At 49.3% G+C, this 17905-nt stretch carries 17 protein-coding genes and 1 riboswitch; of the genes, 15 read left to right on the top strand and 2 right to left on the bottom strand.

Annotated elements, in window-relative coordinates; all coding sequences use genetic code 11:
• Positions 1–328: 328 nt before the first annotated feature.
• Both KJS69_RS17690 and KJS69_RS17685 read right to left on the bottom strand, forming a co-directional pair.
• Positions 329–703: a cupredoxin domain-containing protein gene (locus KJS69_RS17690; RefSeq protein ID WP_213585119.1), complete on the bottom strand. Its 375-nt coding sequence runs from the start codon at positions 701–703 to the stop codon at positions 329–331.
• 246 nt (positions 704–949) lie between these two features.
• Entirely contained in the window at positions 950–1309 is a 360-nt protein-coding gene (locus KJS69_RS17685) for a phage holin family protein (protein ID WP_213585118.1), read from the bottom strand.
• 234 nt (positions 1310–1543) lie between these two features.
• Here KJS69_RS17685 and KJS69_RS17680 point away from each other — a divergent pair, with 234 nt between their 5' ends.
• The 15 genes from KJS69_RS17680 (at position 1544) to cobT (ending at position 17862) form a co-directional block, all read left to right on the top strand.
• The gene (locus KJS69_RS17680; protein WP_213585117.1) at positions 1544–3916 is read left to right on the top strand and encodes an endonuclease MutS2; all 2373 of its coding nucleotides are present in this window, start codon (positions 1544–1546) and stop codon (positions 3914–3916) included.
• A gap of 274 nt (positions 3917–4190) precedes the next feature.
• Complete coding sequence (locus KJS69_RS17675; RefSeq protein WP_213585116.1) at positions 4191–4865, top strand: PspA/IM30 family protein; 675 nt, start codon at positions 4191–4193, stop codon at positions 4863–4865.
• 251 nt (positions 4866–5116) lie between these two features.
• Positions 5117–5536, top strand: coding sequence for a DUF350 domain-containing protein (locus KJS69_RS17670; protein ID WP_213585115.1), 420 nt, complete (start codon positions 5117–5119; stop codon positions 5534–5536).
• A gap of 187 nt (positions 5537–5723) precedes the next feature.
• Complete coding sequence (locus KJS69_RS17665) at positions 5724–6218, top strand: hypothetical protein (RefSeq protein ID WP_249730579.1); 495 nt, start codon at positions 5724–5726, stop codon at positions 6216–6218.
• A gap of 270 nt (positions 6219–6488) precedes the next feature.
• Positions 6489–7811 carry an MFS transporter gene (locus tag KJS69_RS17660; protein ID WP_213585113.1) on the top strand — a complete coding sequence of 441 codons (1323 nt, stop codon included), beginning with the start codon at positions 6489–6491 and terminating at the stop codon, positions 7809–7811.
• A gap of 608 nt (positions 7812–8419) precedes the next feature.
• Positions 8420–9340 carry a cysteine synthase A gene (cysK, locus tag KJS69_RS17655; protein ID WP_213585112.1) on the top strand — a complete coding sequence of 307 codons (921 nt, stop codon included), beginning with the start codon at positions 8420–8422 and terminating at the stop codon, positions 9338–9340.
• A gap of 300 nt (positions 9341–9640) precedes the next feature.
• The gene (locus tag KJS69_RS17650; protein ID WP_213585111.1) at positions 9641–9922 is read left to right on the top strand and encodes a hypothetical protein; all 282 of its coding nucleotides are present in this window, start codon (positions 9641–9643) and stop codon (positions 9920–9922) included.
• Positions 9923–10120: 198 nt separating this feature from the next.
• Positions 10121–10612, top strand: a complete 492-nt coding sequence (locus KJS69_RS17645) for an Lrp/AsnC family transcriptional regulator (RefSeq protein WP_213585110.1) — start codon at positions 10121–10123, stop codon at positions 10610–10612.
• A gap of 13 nt (positions 10613–10625) precedes the next feature.
• Positions 10626–11807: an aminotransferase class I/II-fold pyridoxal phosphate-dependent enzyme gene (locus KJS69_RS17640; RefSeq protein ID WP_213585109.1), complete on the top strand. Its 1182-nt coding sequence runs from the start codon at positions 10626–10628 to the stop codon at positions 11805–11807.
• 108 nt (positions 11808–11915) lie between these two features.
• Positions 11916–12182 (top strand): aspartyl-phosphate phosphatase Spo0E family protein, encoded by a 267-nt coding sequence (locus KJS69_RS17635; protein ID WP_213585108.1) that lies wholly within the window; start codon positions 11916–11918, stop codon positions 12180–12182.
• Positions 12183–12345: 163 nt separating this feature from the next.
• Entirely contained in the window at positions 12346–12888 is a 543-nt protein-coding gene (locus KJS69_RS17630) for a hypothetical protein (protein WP_213585107.1), read from the top strand.
• A gap of 80 nt (positions 12889–12968) precedes the next feature.
• A riboswitch (cobalamin riboswitch) is annotated at positions 12969–13157 on the top strand.
• A gap of 305 nt (positions 13158–13462) precedes the next feature.
• A complete protein-coding gene (locus KJS69_RS17625) occupies positions 13463–14488 on the top strand; it encodes an ABC transporter substrate-binding protein (protein ID WP_213585106.1) in 1026 nt (341 codons plus the stop codon).
• 1 nt (position 14489) lies between these two features.
• On the top strand, positions 14490–15524 hold the full coding sequence (locus tag KJS69_RS17620; protein WP_213585105.1) for a FecCD family ABC transporter permease: 1035 nt from the start codon (positions 14490–14492) through the stop codon (positions 15522–15524).
• A gap of 5 nt (positions 15525–15529) precedes the next feature.
• Positions 15530–16324: an ABC transporter ATP-binding protein gene (locus tag KJS69_RS17615; RefSeq protein ID WP_213585104.1), complete on the top strand. Its 795-nt coding sequence runs from the start codon at positions 15530–15532 to the stop codon at positions 16322–16324.
• 524 nt (positions 16325–16848) lie between these two features.
• Positions 16849–17862: a nicotinate-nucleotide--dimethylbenzimidazole phosphoribosyltransferase gene (gene cobT, locus KJS69_RS17610; RefSeq protein WP_249730597.1), complete on the top strand. Its 1014-nt coding sequence runs from the start codon at positions 16849–16851 to the stop codon at positions 17860–17862.
• The last annotated feature ends 43 nt before the right edge of the window (positions 17863–17905 follow it).

The following is a 17905-nucleotide window of genomic DNA, read 5'->3' as shown; positions in this document are numbered from 1 at the left end:
TCCCATTAATGGCTTTAGCGAATTTCGTCCAAAAGCTTATGATTGTGGTGGGATAAATGTAGCAGTGCAACTGGCGTTGGGTAGTTTGATACGAAAATTCCTGTAGAATCGCAGGCTTTTTCCTATTACAGCTTGTTTCGATGAGTAATCCCTGTATAATTGCAGGAATTCGTATTTCGCACGGTTCGCTTAGGGGACCGCTCGCCAACAACGCATCCCATTTCGAGCATGAAATGCTACTGCAATATAAATATAAAAAAACCGGGGAAGTCTGTTCTTCCCCGGCCAATGGAGAGGTCAGCATGTCGAAGGACATGCACCTCTTTTTTTATTCTTCAACAATGAGTTTGGATTTCATAGTTGCGTGTCCCGAACCACAAGGAATGCTGCAGATGATGTCGTAGGTTCCCGCTTTATCGGCTTTGAAATATTCCGTAGTGTTGTTGTTGTCGAGCTTGACTTTAGCTCCTTTAATTTCAATACCGTGAATCCCTTCCTGATTGTCCAGGACAAGCTTGTAGGTTTCGCCCGTTTTAATTTTGTATTCGGATTGGTCGAATTGGAAATTGGTTGCCACCATTTTAACCTCTTGGGCGTTGGCTTTGTCTGCATCGCTTATACCACTGGCTCCATCACCGCCGCCACATGCGGCCAGAACAGTTACAAAAACGGCCGCCATTATGAGCCCCATTAATTTTTTCATTGGGTTTCCCTCCCATTTGGATTTATGTCTGTCTACATCCTCTATCATACCTCTGGGAGGAAAATTTTTCAGTGACAAACCCGTGAAGCCTTTGTGACAAATCTAGCACAAAAAACCAAAGAATCCATTGGATCTTTGGTTTACTGGTGGGATATTTGCCTTCAGAAAGGAGGAATCAGTGGGGAAAAGTCCCCCGTCTGATTCCTCCGGTTTGGCAATTTGTGATTGGTGACACGGGCTTGATTGTTAACCGCGTGCTCTTCCTCGATCGAACGGTGTAGCAATCGGAATGAACAGGTCGATAATCCCGATGACCAAGGCGGCCAAAATCGCGCCAATAATCGAGACGGATACGCCTCCTACCACAAATTGGGCCAACCAAATGATTAAAGCACTGACGAGAAATCCGACAATTCCCCGCCCGAACGGTGTAATTCGTTTGCCGAAGATTCCTTCAATAATCCAACCGGCAAAAGCGATAACGAGGGCCAGGAAAAAAGCGCTCCAGAAGCCACCGACCGAAAAGTTGGGAACGAGCCAACTGACGACCATCAAGACTAGGGCAGAGACCACAAATCTAATCAGGTGGGCAAAAAAGCTTCTCATAAGCATAACCTCCTTTGTATCAACATATGTTCGCTGAAAAGAAACAGGAAAGGCTCAGGCAGGAAATGTCGAATTCTCTAATTAGTGTTCCGCATTTCCGTCAAACTATCATAGGATTTTCTCCCTAATGCCGGAAAGATTATCTATAATGCTTTTGCTCAATGGCTAATCGGCTCTCCTTCCGATATAATAAAAGGATAAAGGAAGTAATTTTTTGAGAAGAGGGTTTCACCATTGAATGATAAAATTTTGAATACACTTGAATATTATAAAATGATTCGCAGTCTAACCGGCTTCGCGGCAACTTCTCTGGGTAAAAAACGGACAGAGGAGCTTCGTCCGAGCGGAGATTTGGCTGAAGTGAAGTCCCGGCTGCAGGCTACCGACGAAGCTGTCAAGGTCGAAAGACTGAAGGGACCCGCTCCATTTGGCGGGATACGCGATGTTAAGGCCGCAGTCAAAAGAGCGATGATCGGGGGCATGTTGAATCCAGCCGAACTGCTTGATACGGCTAATACGTTAAGCGGCGGCCGGAGGCTGCAGCGGTTTGTGAAGGCGGTGCATGAGGACGAAGCGATTCCTCTCTTGTCTGCCGCTGTCGACCGATTAACGGAAAATCGGCCGCTCGAGGAGAGCATTCAATCCTGCATTGACGAGCATGCTGAAGTGACCGATTCCGCCAGCCCGGAACTGTATCGTATCCGTCAGGAATTGCGGACCGGCGAAGCACGGGTTCGGGAGCGATTGGAGCAAATGATCCGCACCCCTTCCACTCAGAAGATGCTGCAGGATCCGATTATTACGATTCGCAACGACCGTTATGTCATTCCTGTGAAGCAGGAGTATAGAAGCCATTTTGGCGGAATGATCCATGATCAGTCGGCATCCGGCGCCACTTTGTTCATTGAACCGGAGTCGATCGTGCAGATGAACAATCGGCTGACGGAACTAAAGCTGAAGGAAGAACGGGAAATTGAGAAAATATTGCGGATGCTGACCGCTCAGGTGGCTGAGTTTGCCGAGCCTTTGCTGGACAATTTGGAGGCTTTGGCGGATATCGATTTTATATTTGCCAAGGCCGGCCTCGCCAGAGAAATGAAAGCTACGCTGCCGCTGATGAATGACCGGGGCTTTTTTAAGCTGAAAAAAGGAAGGCATCCATTGATAGACCGCGATACCGTTGTTCCGCTGGATGTAGAGCTGGGTAACCGGTATACCTCTGTCATTATTACCGGACCGAACACCGGAGGGAAGACGGTAACGCTGAAGACCATCGGCTTGCTGAGCCTGATGGCGATGTCCGGGCTGTTCGTTCCCGCTGAAGACAGCAGCCAGCTATGTGTGTTTGATGCCATCTATGCCGATATTGGCGATGAACAAAGCATTGAGCAGAATTTGAGTACTTTTTCGAGTCATATGACGAATATCATCGGGATTTTGCGCAACATGACTCCCAAAAGTCTTGTGCTGCTGGACGAGGTAGGCGCCGGGACCGACCCGGCTGAAGGATCGGCGCTGGCGATTGCCATTCTTGAACATATTCACAAGTTGGGCTGCCGAATGGTGGCTACGACTCATTATAGCGAGCTGAAGGCCTATGCTTATGAGCGCAAAGGCATCATTAACGCCAGCATGGAGTTTGACGTTCAGACATTGAGCCCGACGTATCGCTTGCTCGTTGGTGTTCCGGGACGCAGTAATGCGTTCGCGATCGCTGAACGGCTGGGCTTAAGCAGAGCAATCATCGAGCACGCGCGCCATCAGGTCGACGAGGAAGATCAACGCGTCGAGTCTATGATCGCTACGCTGGAGGAAAATCGTCTGACAGCGGAGGCGGAGAGAAAAAGCGCCGAGCAATTGCACGAGGAAGTAGCCGCTCTTCGCAAGGAGCTTGAGCAGCAGCGCAGCCGTTTCGAGGAGCAGAGAGCCCGTCTGCTCGCGAAGGCGGAGCAGGAGGCGGCAGAAGCCGTTAAGAAGGCAAGGATAGAGGCCGACGAAATCATCGCTGATTTGCGGCGAATGGCGATTGAGGAACGATCTTCGGTGAAAGAACACAAGCTGATCGAAGCGAAGAGAAGGCTGGATGAAGCAGCGCCTCAGTTGAACGACAAGGGGCAGCGGCCTTCCTCGACTTCCGCCGGCAGGTCGACGAAGCCGATAGGACCGGGCGATCAGGTGCTGGTCCATAGCTTCGGGCAGAAGGGGCATGTAGTCGAGTTGAATGGGGACAGCGAGGTCACGGTTCAATTGGGGATCATGAAGATGAAAGTGGCCAGATCGGATGTTGAGCTCGTCTCGACCTCCGCGCCGAAGCCGGCTCAGCAGACCGTCGTTACCGGGGTTAAACGGTCTCGCGACGATCAAGTGCGGACGGAGCTCGATTTGCGTGGCAATAATATTGAGGATTCAATAATCGAAGTGGATCGCTTTCTGGACGAATCGTTCCTGGCCAATTTTCATCAGGTGTATATTATTCATGGAAAAGGAACGGGAGTATTGCGCACGGGAATTCAAGACTATCTGCGTAAACACCGGTTGGTCAAAAGCTTTCGTCTCGGTAATTACGGGGAAGGGGGGAGCGGCGTAACGGTCGTGGAGCTGCGCTGAAGATTTCTCCAATATCGAAGCAGCAAGCGACAGCCAGTAAGCGACGCTTTTTTTACCAAGAGCCCAGGGATGGAACATCGGTTATAGTTTTGCTCAATCAGGTTGTATAATGCGGTAAATAGTGGTAATATCCAGTGGAGCCGCCATCATTCCATGGTGGCCAAAAATTTATAAACATTTTTTTGGCGTTTTTGAAACTATCGATTTTATGGCACGTATGTATAGTAAATGGCTGATAAACTAACATTTTAATAATAAGGGGAGGAACCAAACTATGGGAATTTTCAAGCGTCTTCGTGACTTGACCGTCGCATCCATCAATGATCTGATCGATCGTGCGGAAGACCCCGTCAAAATGCTGAATCAGTTTTTGCGGGATATGGAGCAAGACATTATCGAAGCGGAATCGGCTGTAGCGAAGCAGATCGCAGTAGAGAAGAAATTTAAGCTGCAATTTGAAGAAGCGGGAGAGCTGGTCGCCAAGAGGGAAGCTCAGGCTATGAAAGCTTTGGAGCAAGGCAACGAGGATTTGGCCCGCCGCGCCCTTCAAGATAAGAAGGACCATCAAGCCCGCTACGATGAAATGGGCAAGCAATATATGATCGCTAAGGAAAATGCCGATCGTCTGCGTTCCCAATTGTCTGAAATGAAGAGCGAGTACAACCAAATGAAGAATAAGCGCGATCTGCTGATTGCCCGTGCGGAAGCGGCCAAAGCTCAGAAAACCATTAATCGCGCTATGTCCGGATTCAGTACCGACAGTGCGACCAAAGGCTTCGAGCGGATGTCGGAGAAAGTACTGCAAATGGAAGCGGAGGCCCAGGCCAGCCAGGATTTGCGCAATGACAACCGCACGCTCGACGATGAGCTTTCGAAGCTGGGCTCCAGTGATATTGAGGATGAACTGGCTGCTATGAAAGCTAAATTGCAAAACAAAAAAGCAGAATAATCGACAGTGTGAAGAAAACTGTTGTCAAGCAATGTAAATGAGTAAAAAAACTTATGACATCATAATGGTAGTTATAGCCGCAATTAGTGGAACAAATAGAAGCAGCAAAAATAGCAGGAGAAGGGTCTGGTACCGTCATCGGCAATAGGGATTGAACGACCTTCATCAGAGGACTGGGGATTGAAATTTCCCCAGTCTTTTCTACCGTTTTGAATGAAGGCTGATGCCTGGTAAGGAGGATCTTGGATTTTATGCATAAAGAGGTGGATCAACTAATGGCTATCCCCTATTTGGAAACGCTCGCTTTTTATTCGGTAGCGGTGCTTGCTCTGGTGGTCTTTTTAACACTATGGAATATGGTGACCAAATATAATGACTGGGAAGAGATTAAAAAAGGAAATGTAGCTGTCGCCTTGGCTACGGGCGGCAAAATCTTCGGAATTTGTAATATTTTCCGCTTTTCGATGTTAAACAACGATACTCTGTTTGAAAGTATTATTTGGTCGTGCTATGGTTTTGTCCTGTTAGTGGCGGCCTACTTTATTTTTGAACTGCTGACTCCGCGCTTTAGAATTGACGAGCAGGTTAAGAAGGATAATCGCGCGATTGGTTTCATTTCATTCGTGATTTCCGTTTCGATGTCTTATGTGGTCGGAGCCAGTGTAACCTGACAGGTTGAATCGTTGGTTTAGAGCAGATATTATTTCTTGTATAAAGGAGTAGCAAGGACATGAAATATTTATGGGGCACGCTATTTGCTTTATCATTGGTTTTTTTGATTGCGGGGATTTATTACTTTATTAATTATGCATAGTGATTCGTTTAGCCTATAAGAAGAAAGATCGGAGGACCATGGCCTTGGATATAAACAAATCTACCCTCTGTCCCTGGTGCCAGTCGGAAATTGTATGGGACCCGGAAATTGGACCGGAAGACGAATGCCCCAATTGCTTTAATGAATTAAACGATTATCGCAGTGTCACCATTTCGGTGGAGGATACCGATCCAGAGGAAGAAGATCCAGTTGCCGGGAACGAAAGTGAAGCCTGGGAGGAATGGGATGGCGATTCGGTCAGGGACATTTATGCAGAAAATGTGGAGAGCTGCATAGATCGGCAGGAAGAAGCGCCGGAATGCTCGGCCTGTCGTGAATTGATGCTCCATGCCGGAAACCATACGGTTACGGAATCCCACTACACGCCGTTGGTTCCAGCAGGCTGGAATCGCGAATTTCTAGCCACCCCTTATCAGGTTAAGGTCTATTTGTGCCCCTCTTGCTTCAAGACGGAGACCTATCTGTCCGATGCCGATCGATTGGCTGTCATTCAGGCACTAAGTGAAAAAAGCGATTAAGCTCAGGGGGACGCGGCCAGAATCATGTATCTTTAACACTGATTCAGCAGAACAGTGAACAGCAGTCAGGCTTCTTCTCAAGAAAAGCAGTCCAAAAAACGTGGAGGTTCACGTGTTGGGCTGCTTTTGTTGTTCTTCCTGTAAAAACATTATTAAAGCAGGATATAACCATCTTGTTCCATTAGGGGGCCAAAGGCTTATGTTTTCCCAGCCTTTTGGGAATGTTAATGGAAGTCGATTCATGCCATTCTACTAGGGACAGGTGAATTCATGCATAACCACGTTAAATCAAGGGGTGTCCGTTACGGAGGACTAAGGTTTGGAGAAGATGGGCTCGAAGAGAGCCTTCCGCAAGGCACGCAGAAGGGCAAGCAGAAAGACAAACCTCATTTATCGGCCCAATGCAAGCTGCTTCTATTGGTCAACGGTTTGTTTGCGACGGCGAACGCCCTATCGGGAACGTTCGTCAATGTTTACCTGTGGAAAGTCAAGAACGACTATACGATGATTGCCACATTCGCTATTTCTCAACAGGTGACGACCGCCTTGTTATTCTGGCTGGCAGGTAAATGGATCAAGGAATACAATAAAATGAATGCACTCCGGGCGGGCGTTGCCGTATCCGCCATTTTTTATTCTGCGGTGCTATGGGCTGGAGTTAAGGCAGTTGATTATGTAATATGGCTGGGAGCCATCCAAGGCATTTCTGCGGGACTGTTTTGGTCCGCCTTTAATGTAGTTTATTTTGAAGTGACGGACCCCGACAATCGCGATCGTTTCAACGGATGGGCCGGGCTTCTCGGCTCAGCAGCCGGAATGATTGCTCCATGGGTATCCGGTTTTCTCATTACGAGAATGGAAGACGCTATAGGGTATCGGCTGATTTTTACGATTTCGTTGATCATCTTTGTGGTGGCGACGATCTTCAGTTTTTTTCTTAAGAAAAGAAAGCCGCTTGGAAAGTACTTATGGTTTTACGGAATTCACCAGTTAAAAAAACGACGGCATCCGTGGAGAAAAATTGGCCTCGCCATGACAGCCCAAGGGGTGCGTGAAGGAGTATTCGGGTTCATTATTGGCCTGTTGGTCTATATTTACACGCAGAATGAAATGAAGCTCGGCAACTTTTCCTTAATTACATCGGCGGTGGGGTTATTCGGTTTTATGGTGGCCGGCCGGATGCTTAAGCCTAAATATCGCCGGTGGGGAATGTTTGCCGGAGTAGTTATGATGATTGCGGTCATTTTGCCGTTTTTTTGGCAGGTCAGCTATTTCACTCTGCTCGTCTTCGGTATCGGAACCGCATTGTTCATTCCATTGTATTCGATTCCGACCACCTCGGTGGTCTTCGATATTATCGGTCAGAATGAGGAAAGTGCCGAGCAAAGAGTTGAATATATCGTGCTGCGGGAATTGGCTCTCTGTCTTGGCAGAATTGTCGGAGCTCTTGTTTTCATCGCGGTTGTTTCCCGGACGACGGCGCCGTTAGCGATGAATTTTCTGCTGCTCGGCATCGGCAGCTCTCCTTTGATCGTGTGGCTATTGCTTAGAGGCTGGCTTGGCTCTGCGGCCCCTAAACCAGATAAAGCTTAAGGAGATTCGGTTGGGCGTCCTTATGGATCGATTCGAGCCGTTGCTGCAGGAAAACAGCCCGATCGAGTCATACCAACTTCATCATTTAGCCAAACAGCACAACCTATCTCACGCACCCAACTGAGCATAGATGGCCAAATGGTCGAAAAATAGGACAACTGCTGGTGCCACGTTAGCAGTCTACTTGCACAACATGGGGATCTAAATGGATTGACAACTAAATGGATTTCCTGCAGCTAGTTTGCTCTGTTTGAGGTTAAAAACGAAAACTAAATGGAAAACCTCCATCTATTTTATGTAAAAAGAGGGATATCTGTGAAAATCCGCTATTTTTAAATGCAGTTTTTCCATCTAGTTTAGTCCACTTGCCCTATTCGCTTCAATTTACCTACTCAAAATACAGTTAGACGCTACCCTTCTACTCGCACTTTTCCTAGGTGCGAAAAAAGACAACAACTAGTCGGAGAATACGGTTAGACCGCCATAACTTAATCAATTAAATATGGGGAAATAGATCTTGAATAATACCTCTAATTCCTATAAAATAAGTTGGTATAAATGTTGGTTCGGTATGGATTACCTGCCTATTTCTAAAAGGAGGGATTCAAATGGCCGGGAGAATGGTCGAAACGATCACCGATTTAATAGGAAACACTCCGGCGGTTCGTCTTAATCGCCTCGTGTCCGAGCAGGATGCTGAAGTTTACGTGAAGCTGGAATCCTTTAATCCAAGCGGCAGTGTCAAAGACCGGGCTGCCTATAATTTAATTCTCCAGGCGGAGAAGCAGGGGAAGCTTGTTCCCGGCTCCACCATAATCGAGCCTACAAGCGGCAATACCGGAATCGGGCTGGCGATGAATGCTGCGGCCAAAGGCTATCGGGCTGTTCTGGTCATGCCGGATAATATGACCAAGGAACGAATAGATTTGCTTAAAGCCTACGGGGCCGAGGTCGTTCTGACCCCCGCAGCAGAACGGATGCCTGGGGCGATTCGGAAGGCGCTTGAGCTTCAGCAGACGATTCCGCACAGCTTTATTCCCCAGCAGTTTGAGAATCCGGCTAATCCCGATATCCACCGGGTCACAACGGCGCTGGAGATTATCGAGCAAACGGATGGTCTGCTGGACGCTTTTGTCGCCACGTCCGGTACGGGCGGTACCATTACGGGGACGGGTGAAGTGCTCAAGCAGAAAATTCCCGGGATCCGAATCGTCGTCGTTGAGCCCCAAGGCTCCCCCGTCTTGTCCGGAGGAAAGCCGGGACCGCACAAGCTCGTTGGCACTAGTCCGGGCTTCATCCCCCCTATTCTGAACACGGGGATATATGACGAGATTATCCAGGTGCAGGATGAGGATGCTATTCGGACAGCCCAGCAGCTTGCGGCGCGGGAAGGAATTCTCGTTGGCCCGTCAGCCGGAGCTTCCGTATGGACGGCTCTGCAGTTGGCCAAGCAGCTCGGCCGAGGCAAACGGGTGCTGTGCATTGCCCCGGATACAGGGGAACGCTATTTAAGCATGGGAGTTTTTTAATATACAAATTGGAGCCATCGCATCTGGTATTCTTTACCGTGTCCAGTACATTTGAGTTTTCAAGTGTATCCAGTCATCGCCACTCGATGCATTGAATGCAAAAATACAGTCGTTGGGTCACTTTTAAGCTCATTTCGACAGATCTACTGCAAAAATAAGTGGATCCGGCCCTAGAGTTGCTAATATGGATCCATCAAAGAAATGGACTGTATATTTGCAGGCGATGATTGAACAATTGCGGATTTTAATCAAAAGTAATGTATTATTACATTCGATTGGTCAGCGGCAGACCTTGAAAACTTGTTTGATGTTGATACGACTTTTAGGCTGATTTCAAAAGACCACGTTGACTTCGAAAGCTTGTTTCCATTCGGTAGCCCTCGATTGCTCTACTTGATTGGAGATAACTCGATTCAACTTTATAGCCAGCCGAATGGTCTCGATTACCCTATTTTCGCAGAACGCCGTCAGGCGTTTATTCATTCTTTTCTAAACGCTCCTTTCCCGGAACGCGTCATGGCGAACATGGGGATGGCCAAACCGCCAGTATTGCCTGGGCGGTTTTTTTGTCATCCACAATGAAAGTTCCTTCCGTTATTTTTTTATACGCCGCTCGATGCTTGGAATGGCTGCCATCAGGTAAGCTGGGATCCAGCGAACGATCGGAGTATTCCTTCTCGAGGTCGATTTCCCCCAGGTTCAACATCGTTTTTCTTTGCACGTTAGCTTGGTTCGTTGTATAGTGGAAATATCAATTTTTTTACTGGAGGGGGCGCGCGAATGAACAAGCTGAAACTTCAAATCTTGGATTTGTTGAAAGAAGATTCCCGGATTGGCGCGGATTTGATTGCGACCATGCTGGGAGCGGAGCAGGCCGAAGTGGAAGCCGCCATCGCCGAGCTGGAAGCGGAGAAGGTCATAGTTAAATATGCAACTGTAGTCAACTGGAGCAAAGTGAATGACGATAAAGTGACGGCTCTGATCGAAGTCCAGATTACTCCGGAACGGGGACGCGGCTTCGACTCCATAGCGGAAAGAATTTATTTGTATCCCGAGGTGAAGTCCGTCTTTCTAATGTCCGGCGCTTATGATCTGCTGGTGGAGGTGGAGGGCCGAACGCTGAAGGAAGTCGCTTCGTTTGTCTCCAACAAGCTCTCGCCAATTGACCGGATTTTGTCTACCAAAACGCATTTTATTCTGAAAAAATACAAACAGGACGGTATTATTTTCGAAGAGAATGACGAAGACAACCGTCTCCTGATTTCGCCATAAAGGAAGTATCGTTATGATCAATAAACCAAAAATGCAGCAATATTTGTCTCCATTAGTCCGGGATATCCCGCCTTCGGGGATACGCAAATTTTTTGATCTGGTCAGTTCGAGCAAAGATATTATTTCGCTAGGGGTGGGAGAGCCCGATTTTATCACCCCATGGCATGTTCGGGAAGCGAGCTTCTATTCGTTGGAACGGGGGAAGACTCAATATACTCCGAATGCCGGTCTGTACGAGCTGCGGGAGGAAATCGCCCATTACTTGTATAATGGGTACCATGTCAGCTATGAACCCAAGGATGAAATAATCGTAACCGTTGGAGGGAGCGAGGCGATCGATCTGGCCTTGCGAGCGCTGATTACTCCCGGAGATGAAATTCTGATTCCAGAGCCGTGTTACGTTTCCTATTCACCAATAGCTTCGATTGGAGGCGGAGTTCCCGTCGGGATTGAAACGTTCGCCAAAGACCGCTTCAAGCTGACGGCAGAATCATTGAAAGCCAAAATTAGTCCCCGCTCCAAGGTGCTGGTTCTTTGTTATCCCAGCAATCCTACCGGTGGAATTATGACCTATGAGGATTGGCTGCCGATTGTTAAGCTGGTCGAGGAGAATGACCTGATCGTCATCTCGGATGAAATCTATGCTGAACTGACTTATGGCCAGAAGCACGTTAGTTTCGCCTCCATGCCGGGTATGAGAGACCGGACCATTCTGGTCAGCGGCTTTTCCAAAGCGTTTGCCATGACTGGCTGGAGGATGGGATATGCATGCGGGCATCCCGATCTGATTCAAGCCATGCTTAAAATTCATCAGTATACGGTTATGTGTGCTCCCGTGATGGGCCAGGTCGCTGCTTTGGAGGCTCTCCGGCACGGAATGGAAGAAAAGGACCGAATGGTAGAGTCGTATAACCAAAGACGCAGGCTGGTAGTCCATGGCTTTCGAGAAATCGGTCTCGATTGCCACGAACCGGAAGGGGCCTTCTATGCTTTTCCTTCGATTCAATCGACGGGCCTAAGCTCGGAGGAATTCGCCGAAAGACTGTTGAAGGAAGCAAGGGTCGCCGCTGTCCCGGGCAATGTATTCGGACTGGGAGGAGAAGGCTTTGTACGGTGCTCCTATGCGACATCGGTGAGCCAATTGAACGAAGCGCTGAACCGGATAGGTTCGTTTTACGAGAAGCTGAAGAGATAATTATTTTCTATGGGTAAGATTTCTTTTTACACCTGAATATGGTATTCTTATATACAAGAAGAAAAGCGTTTTTCCTTTCTCTTTATGTTACCAAAGGGGGGAATGATTATGTCTTTTGCTTACGTGAATTCGGCTTCGTATCACAACCTTTTGCTTCGGGAGAAGGATCAGCACATAAGATGGGTCACCGAGCCTGCCAAAGCTTCCAAAGTTTTGCACGATCTGGAGGAAGAAATTCGGGTTTTGCGCATGAAGATGGAGCAGATGTATATGGAAGAGCCTTGCTTCAATAATTCATCTATTTTAGCCATCAGCCGACTGTTGGATGAGAAGATTAACCAATACTTAGAGCTTATTAAAGATGAGAGCCGGTAGAACGGCTCTTTTTTTAGTAACAATATTGAGGTGAATATACAATTATTGGGAGGTCTGCCGTGAGAAAAGGATGCAAGGATAGACACGGCACACAAAAAGGTTATCTTCGGAACGAACTCTGTGCTATCATAGTTTTGACGTGATAATAGTGGGGGGAACAAGATTGAGAGGAAAGCTGGGAATAGCGTTTAAACTGGTTGCCTTGCTAGCATTGGTAGTGGCGCTGAGCGCCTGCGGCAGAGGGCCTAAAGCTGACGTCAATATCTTTATATTGCCGCCTGGCGGAATGGACTCTAGCGTAACGGAAGCATTGGAGGATTCGATTCGGGAGAGTGTAGGGGAAGCTGCGACAGTTGATGTTTTTTCAAGCCCAATCTTTGATCTGCAGAAGCTGATGGTAGAAGTGGCCGCTGGAGATAACGACATTATGGTTCTCCCTGCCGAGCAGTTCACAAGCTTTGCGAGACAAGGCGGATTACCGGGTATGGACCATCTGTTCAATCCTGAAGATTATCCCGAAGGGGTGCTGGAAGCTCCTAATGACGAGGGCACGCTTGTTAAAAATTTGTATGGGGTTCCTGTCAGCGGGACTCAGTGGCTTCAGTCGGTTGGCTATAAAGGGACGGAGATGATCGCTTTTATTCATCCTCGGGCGACAGATAAGGACAAGGCTGAGCTGGTGATGAAAAAGATAATGGAAGAATAGACGAAACAAAAGAATAGACTTGTAACTTTAGAATGGTTCCCATATAATCTTGTAAGAGAATCATAGCTTGAACGAATTGAATAGCCACTAAGTCTGCAGGTCCCGTGTACGCTACGCGTCCGGGTTAATAGGGAAGCCGGTGCAAATCCGGCACGGTCCCGCCACTGTAAATTGGGAGAGCCTCATGACGCCACTGTTGCAAGCAATGGGAAGGCGAGGCTTATCAAGCCCCATAAGTCAGGAGACCTGCCTGCCAGGCCAAGCTGAAAGAAGTCCTTCGAGGAAAAGGAATCGGCTGATCGGGAGTGTTTTGGCATACATGCTGTTACCCGTCCCTGGATCGCTGCGCCCTCTATCGAATGGATAGAGGGTTTTTCACTGTGCGTCCGTAATCAAGATCAGACTTTGCGAACCCATGAGGATAGAACTTGTGGTTATTTTTCCAACAGGAATCCTTCGATAAAAAGCGGAAGAGGAGTCCGGCTGGTTCTTCCAGCGGCTCAATAATAAGCGGGCGTTCATCGGTTCAGGCGCATTTCTCTAGCAGGAGTTATATACAAAGGAGAGGGACAAAATGAGTAATCAACCTAATGTCAAAGGAATGGCGCGTACGCTAATAGCATGGCTGTTGGCCGCTGTGCTGGCGATCGGGTTGATCGGCTGCGGAGATAAACAGCAGAAGCCGCAAGGTTCGAATGATCCGGCCAAGACCCAGGATGAGCAGAAGAATAATCAGGGAGACAAGCCGGACGAAGGGAAAAAAGATGAAGCCGGTTCATCGACCGAAACGCAATATCCGTTAACGATTACAGACGCCAGCGGGACAGAAATTACGTTTGAAAAAGCGCCGGAACGGGTGACTTCCCTCGCTCCGAGCGAGACGGAAGTGCTGTTCGCCATCGGGGCAGGCGATCAGGTGGTCGGCGTGGATAAGTGGAGCAACTATCCGGAGGAAGCCAAATCCAAGCCTCAGGTAGGTTCGCTGGATACGAATATGGAGGCGCTGCTTGCTACGGAACCGGATCTGGTACTGGCCAGCAGCAGTAATAAAAAAGTGATCGATCCCATTCGCGAATTGAATATTCCGCTCTACTTCTCTAATCCTAGAACATTGGATGAAGTGTTCGAGAAGATCAAGACGATGGGGCTCATCATGAACAGGCAGGAAGAAGCGGCCAAGGTCATTGAGAAAATGCAGGCCGATAAGCAGAAGGTTGTAGATGCGGTCAAGGATGCCCCTAAAAAAAGAGTCTATATTGAATATAATGCGGGCTGGACTGTTGGGGACGGCGAATTCATGGACGAACTGATTAAGCTCGCAGGCGGAACGAACGTAGCAGCAGGGGAATCCGGATGGTTCCAGATCGATCCCGAGAAAATCATCGAGATTAATCCGGAGGTCATTCTGTATTCTGAAGGAGAAAGAATGGATTCCATTCTGGAAGAGATTAAGAAGCGTCCGGGCTGGGATCAAATCGATGCCGTCAAGAACGGTGCTTTATACGCCATCGATGAAAATATTATTAGCCGGGTAGGTCCCCGATTAACGGATGCGCTGCTGGAAGCGGCCAAGGCTATCCACCCGGATCTGGTGAAATAATATGAAAGCGAGATTGTTTACTTACGGAGGAGGAGCCTTATTGCTCCTCCTGCTTTCGGTTACATTGAGCCTTTCCTTTGGCTCAGCCAGAGTGCCGGTCGCTGATGTGTGGCGGATTCTGTTCCATGCTCTCCCCGGAATTGGGGACATGATTCAGCCGGACTGGTCGGCGTCGGATGAAGCGATTATTTTGAAGGTGAGGCTGTCGAGAGTCGTGCTTGCTATTCTCGTCGGGGCATCGCTGGCTATAGCGGGAGCGGGCTTCCAGGCGGTGCTGCGAAACCCGTTGGCCGATCCTTACACGCTGGGTGTCGCTTCCGGGGCCTCGGTCGGAGCGGCTTTCATTATATTGTTCGGGCTGCAGAGCTTCATTGGCCAATGGTCTATTCCGGTTGTGGCCTTTACAACGGGGATGACAACCCTGTTTATTGTTTATAAGCTGGCCAGTACTCAGGGGAAGTCCCAGTTGGAGACCCTAATTTTGTCCGGCGTTGTAGTGCAGGCTTTTCTTGGTGCTTTCGTGTCTTTCATGGTTTCTTTATCCGGAGAAGTCATTAACGAAATTTTGTATTGGTTAATGGGAAGTCTGTCCATGCGGAATTGGAATTTCTCCAAGGTGCTGATCCCGTATTTAATATTCGTTATTATCGTGCTGATCGGCTTTAGCCGGTCGTTAAATTTGCTGGCCCTGGGCGAAAGACAAGCCTCCCACTTGGGAGTGAATGTGGAACGGACCAAGCTGATCGTTCTCGTTGTCTCCACCCTGGTGACGGCCGCAGCCGTTTCGGTGTCGGGTGTAATTGGCTTCGTAGGACTGGTCGTTCCTCATCTCGTACGGCTAATCGTCGGCCCGGATTACCGGATCATCATCCCCATCTCCACGATAGTTGGAGGAATCTACGTGCTGTGGGCCGATACGGTGGCGAGAATCGCCCTGAGTCCGAGGGAAATTCCGTTAGGTGTGGTAACCGCTATTATTGGCGCACCTTTCTTTGCATACCTGCTTAACAAGAACAAGCATAAAAGCCGGGGGTGATTGCGATGATTGAAGTGAATGGCGTCCATAAAGCATATGGAAAAAAAAGGATACTTAACGACATCAGCTTCCGGGTAGATAAAGGGGAGTTCTTTGGTATTATCGGCCCTAACGGCAGCGGAAAATCTACATTGCTCAAGCTGGTTTCTGCTTTGGAGCCCGCGAATGCCGGCGAGATTAAGCTGGACGGGAGGAGGGCGCAGCAATACACCCGCAAGGAGCTGGCTCGTTGGATGGCCGTCCTGCAGCAGGATGCGCTGCCGCCGATCGGCTTCAAAGTGCGGGAAGTGGTCGAAATGGGGCGGTATCCGTTCCAGAACTGGCTCGGGGATGAAAAAGACGACAGTGAAGAAGTCATCAACAAAATTATGGACCGGCTTAACCTGAATTCGTTGGCGGAGCTGCCGCTGGAGCTGCTGAGCGGAGGGGAACGCCAGCGGGTGGCGTTGGGCAAGACGATGGCTCAGCAGCCCCGACTGCTGCTGTTGGACGAGCCGACCACCTTTCTCGATATCGGCTACCAGATGCAGATGATGGACTATGTAAAGACATGGCAAGCCGAAGAGCGGCTGACGGTGGTTGCCGTACTGCATGACCTTAATCTGGCTGCTCAATATTGCGACCGTATTCTTGTGCTGCATGAAGGAAGAACGGTCTGTGTAGGAGCGCCTAACGATATGATGACCAGTGAGCTAATCTCCGATGTTTATGGGACGACGCCGATTGTGATCCACCATCCGGAAAGCGGCATTCCGCAAATTTTACTCAATCCGCAATTTACCGAAGGACGTTCTTCCTGAGGCTGGCATCGATTGATTTGTACCGTGCGCCGGGTACGCGGTATGCGTCGCGGGCGGGGTCCAATCTTATGCGTTTCAACTAAGATTTTTCCTAAGGTTAATGTACATTAACGCTTATAGAAGCGGATGAGGTGTGGAGCATTCCGCCTGCAGCCTGTATAATACGAAGCATGAGACAAGCGGTCTTGGCCATCATCTAATTCCCGCATTTTGTGCCCATTGAAGTGAAATAAGTGTAAATACACTTGTTTCTGCTCCAAAGCTCATGTGCGTGGAATAGAGGTATTAAATGCATCTGTTTCTGCTCCAAAGTCTCGTGTACGTTGAAATAAAGGTACAATGCATTTATTTTGTCGTGAATATCTTAGGTGTCGGAGTAAGAATATAACCAACTTTTTCAACCGATTCCGTTTTGATTCGCGGGCTGGGGAATCAGTCGGGGATGGGGTAGCTTAAAGGGAGGACTTGCATTGAGAACGATTCAAAAATATATAGAACAAATCCGGCCGTTGGATGAACAGGCGATGGCCGAAGCGCAGCAAAGACTAGATTCATTGACGAAACCGCCCGGAAGCCTGGGCAGGCTGGAGGTGGTTGCACGGCAAGTAGCTGGAATGACGGGCGGCTTCGAGGCTGCTGAGGGGGAGAATGGAATCCTCGGTAACAAAGCGGTCGTCGTCATGGCAGGTGACCACGGGGTGTGCGAGGAAGGAATCAGCGCATTCCCGCAGGAAGTGACCCCGCAGATGGTGCTGAATTTTTTAAACGGCGGTGCCGCCGTCAATGTATTGGCTAGACATGCGGGCGCGGAAGTAGTATGTGTGGATATGGGGGTCTGCGCGGACATGGACCATCCCGATCTGGTGCATCGCAAAATTCGCAAAGGGACCAGCAATATGGTGAACGGGCCGGCTATGTCGCTGGAGGAGGCCGAGCAGGCGGTGCAGACCGGCTTCGAGCTGGTCAGCGGGCTTGCCGATCAAGGCTATCGTATATTTGCTACGGGAGAGATGGGGATCGGCAATACGACAGCGAGCTCGGCGCTGCTGGCCGTTCTCGCCGGAATCGGCCTCGAGCAGGCCGCTGGCCGGGGTACGGGCATTAATGACGCCACTTGGCGGCATAAGCAGGAGGTGATCCGCCGGGCGATCGAGACGAACCAGCCGGATGCGAATCAGCCGCTGGAGGTGCTCGCCAAGCTGGGCGGCTTCGAAATCGCCGGTCTGGTTGGCGTCATTCTCGGAGCAGCCGCGCGGAAGTGCCCGATTGTCATCGACGGCTTCATTTCCTCCGCCGCTGCCTTGGTAGCCTCGCGGTTGGCGCCGCTGGCGACGGGATATATGCTGGCTTCCCATCTGTCGCAAGAGCAAGGTCACGGCCAGCTATTGGAGGCGATTGGCCTGACGCCGATGATCCATATGGATATGCGGCTCGGCGAAGGGACAGGCGCGGTGCTCAGCTTTCACTTGGTGGAAGCCGCTATGAAGATCATTAACGAAATGGCGACGTTCGAGAGTGCCGGAGTATCGAAGGCTTGATAGCTGCTTGCCGAGCTATGTTATGGCCAATATTGTAAGGCAG

Origin of the sequence: Paenibacillus sp. J2TS4 (assembly GCF_018403245.1) — a bacterium.
Classification (GTDB): domain Bacteria; phylum Bacillota; class Bacilli; order Paenibacillales; family NBRC-103111; genus Paenibacillus_L.
Note: the sequence above shows the minus strand (reverse complement) of the source record. Positions and strands in the feature narration are given on the sequence as shown.